Below are 3,294 nucleotides of genomic sequence, written 5' to 3'. Positions count from 1 at the left end.
GGCTGAAAGACATCTTTCAGCCCGTCCGGCGTTTGAGGACGAGCGCGGAGCGCGATCTGGGGGCGAGGGGCGCAGCCCCATGCGTGGACGGGAACGGGTAGGGGCGGCGGGGGCGAGAAAAAGCCAACGGGCCCGCCCCCCGGCGCAAGCGCCGGGAAGCGGGCCCTATCGGTCCCCGCGGTGGCACCGCCATGCAGCACCGCGAGGGGTCCGGGAGACGTACGCGAGGCGCCGGCTCGAAGACGAAGACGTCGGCTCAGCCGAAACGCCCCGAGATGTAGTCCTCGGTCGCCTGCACGGACGGGTTCGAGAAGATCCGCTCGGTGTCGTCGATCTCGATGAGCTTCCCCGGCTGCCCGACCGCGGACAGGTTGAAGAACGCCGTCCGGTCGGAGACACGCGCGGCCTGCTGCATGTTGTGCGTCACGATGACGATCGTGAAGCGCTCCTTCAGCTCACCGATCAGGTCCTCGATGGCCAGCGTCGAGATCGGGTCGAGCGCCGAGCACGGCTCGTCCATGAGCAACACCTTCGGCTCCACCGCAATCGCCCGCGCGATGCACAGACGCTGCTGCTGACCGCCGGAAAGCCCGGACCCCGGCTTGTTCAGCCGGTCCTTGACCTCGTTCCAGAGGTTCGCGCCCTTGAGCGACTTCTCGACGATGTCGCCCAGCTCGGACTTCTTGTAGCTGCCGTTGAGCCGCAGGCCCGCCGCCACGTTGTCGAAGACGGACATCGTGGGGAAGGGGTTCGGACGCTGGAAGACCATGCCGACCTCGCGCCGCACCGACACAGGGTCGATCCCGGCGCCGTACAGGTTCTCGTCGTCGAGCATGACCTTGCCCTCGACGCGTCCGCCCGGCGTGACCTCGTGCATCCGGTTGAGGGTGCGCAGGAAGGTGGACTTGCCGCAGCCGGAGGGGCCGATGAAGGCCGTCACCGATCGGGGTTCGATGGCCATCGAGATGTCCTCGATGGCTCGGAACGAGCTGTAGTAGGCGCTGAGGCCGCTGACGTCGATTCGCTTGGCCATGGGGATCACTGCTTCTTTCGAGGGGGAAAACTGGTCGCTGTGTGGCCGCGTCAGCGACCGGTCTTGGGGGCCTTCCAGCGGGCGATGCCGCGAGCCGCCAAGTTGAGGATCATCACGAACGCGATCAGCGTGAGCGCCGCCGCCCAGGCCCGGTCGTACGCCGCGCCGGAGCCGCCGCTGTTCGCGTACTGCTGGTAGATGTACATGGGGAGCGAGGCCTGCGGACCGTCGAAGGGGTCCGTGTTGATGAAGGTCGAACCCCACACCAGCAGGAGCACCGGCGCGGTCTCACCCGTGATGCGGGCGACCGCGAGCATCACACCGGTGGTGATGCCGCCGATGGACGTCGGCAGGACCACCTTCATGATGGTGCGCCACTTCGGCACACCCAGCGCCAGCGAGGCCTCGCGCAGCTCGTTCGGGACGAGCTTGAGCATCTCCTCGGTGGAGCGGACGATCACCGGCAGCATCAGGATGGTCAGGGCCATCGCGCCGGCGAACCCGGAGTAGCCCATGTCCAGGATGATGATCCAGAAGCTGAGGACGAACAGGCCCGCGACGATCGACGGGATGCCGGTCATGACGTCGACGAAGAACGTGACGGCCTTGGCGAGCCTGCCGCGCCCGTACTCCACGAGGTAGACGGCGGTCAGGATGCCGATCGGCACGGAGATCACCGTGGCGATGCCGACCTGCTCAAGGGTGCCGAGGATCGCGTGGTAGATGCCTCCGCCGGGCTCGGTGTCGGTGACCAGACCCATCGAGTGGGTGAGGAAGAAGACGTCGAGGACCTTCACCCCGCGCTTGACGGTCTCCCAGATGAGCGAGACCAGCGGGATGACGGCGAGCAGGAACGCGACCCAGACGAGGCTGGTCGCCACCCGGTCCTTGGCCTGTCGGCGGCCTTCGACCTTCGCAGCGATGCCGTACGACGCGGCCACGAAGAAGACCGCGGCCATCAGGCCCCACTGGATCTTGCTGTCCAGTCCGGCCGCGGCGCTGATGCCGAGACCCAGCGCGATCGAGCCGCCGGCGATCGCGTACGGGCTCCACTTGGGCAGCGTCGCGCCCTGCAGGGTGCTGGGACGCCGGTCGTTGACGGTCTGGCTCATGCGTTGGCCCCCGAGTACTCCGCGCGGCGGGCGATGATCATGCGGGCTCCGCCGTTGACCAGCAGGGTGATGATGAACAGCACCAGACCGGAGGCGATGAGCGCGTCACGGCCCATCTCGCTGGCCTCGCTGAACTTGCTGGCGATGTTCTGGGCGAAGGTGCCGCCGCCCGGGTCGAGCAGGCTGGCGTTGATCTCGAAGCTCGGGGACAGGACCGTGGCCACCGCCATCGTCTCGCCGAGCGCGCGCCCGAGGCCGAGCATCGAGGCGGAGATGACACCGGAGCGGCCGAAGGGCAGCACCGACATGCGGATGACCTCCCAGCGCGTGGCGCCGAGGGCCAGTGCGGCTTCCTGGTGCATCAGCGGAGCCTGCCGGAAGACCTCGCGGCTCACGCTGGTGATGATCGGCAGGATCATGATCGCGAGCAGGATGCCCACGGTGAACAGCGAGCGCGGTGCGCCGCCCTGCCAGTCGAGGATGCCGGTCCAGCCGAAGTAGTCGTCCAGCCAGCCGAAGAGACCGATCATGTGCGGTGCGAGGACCAGGGCGCCCCACAGGCCGTACACGATGGACGGCACGGCGGCGAGCAGGTCGATCACGTAGGAGAGGGGGCCGCCGAGCTTGCGCGGGGCGTAGTGCGTGATGAACAGGGCGATGCCGACCGCGATCGGGACCGCGATGACCATCGCGATGATCGACGAGACGACCGTGCCGTAGACCAGGACCGCGATGCCGAAGCTCGGCGGTACGGCGGTCGGGTTCCACTCCATGGTGGTGAGGAAGTTGCTCTCGTCCTTGCTGATGGCAAGCACGGAGCGGTACGTGAGGAAGGCCGCGATGGCGGCCATGATCACGAGAAGGAAGATGCCCGACCCGCGGGACAGGCCGAGGAAGATGCGGTCGCCGGGCCGGGTGGCCCCGCGGGCGGCGCGCTTCTGCTCGGCCTCGGTGGGTGGGGAGACGGGGGGAGGCACTGCGTCGTTCTTGGTGGATATATCCATGAGGTTCTCCGGTCTGCGGGGCCCACACCGTGTGCGGCCCCAGGCGGCGGTGCACCGGACGGGGGGGGGGGGGGGGGGCCCGGGGGGGGGGGGGGGCGGGCGCGCCCGAACCAACCCGACCGCCCACGCGCGGGGGACAAAAACA

At 68.4% G+C, this 3,294-nt stretch carries 3 protein-coding genes; all 3 read right to left on the bottom strand.

The genetic code is table 11. The features are described 5' to 3' along the window. Nucleotides 1-256: 256 nt before the first annotated feature. From pstB to pstC, 3 genes are read right to left on the bottom strand one after another with little or no spacing between them, the layout of a single operon-like run. Complete coding sequence (gene pstB / locus ACFVH5_RS44145) at nt 257-1,033, bottom strand: phosphate ABC transporter ATP-binding protein PstB (RefSeq protein ID WP_107015222.1); 777 nt, start codon at nt 1,031-1,033, stop codon at nt 257-259. 50 nt (nt 1,034-1,083) lie between these two features. Next, the gene (pstA, locus tag ACFVH5_RS44140) at nt 1,084-2,145 is read right to left on the bottom strand and encodes a phosphate ABC transporter permease PstA (protein WP_385839329.1); all 1,062 of its coding nucleotides are present in this window, start codon (nt 2,143-2,145) and stop codon (nt 1,084-1,086) included. Beyond that, on the bottom strand, nt 2,142-3,149 hold the full coding sequence (gene pstC / locus ACFVH5_RS44135) for a phosphate ABC transporter permease subunit PstC (protein WP_385839328.1): 1,008 nt from the start codon (nt 3,147-3,149) through the stop codon (nt 2,142-2,144). The genes pstA and pstC overlap by 4 nt, the downstream gene beginning before the upstream one ends. Nucleotides 3,150-3,294 lie beyond the last annotated feature (145 nt).

It is taken from the genome of Streptomyces sp. NPDC127119 (assembly GCF_042677425.1).
Taxonomy (GTDB): domain Bacteria; phylum Actinomycetota; class Actinomycetes; order Streptomycetales; family Streptomycetaceae; genus Streptomyces.
This window is presented reverse-complemented; position numbering and strand designations above follow the sequence as displayed.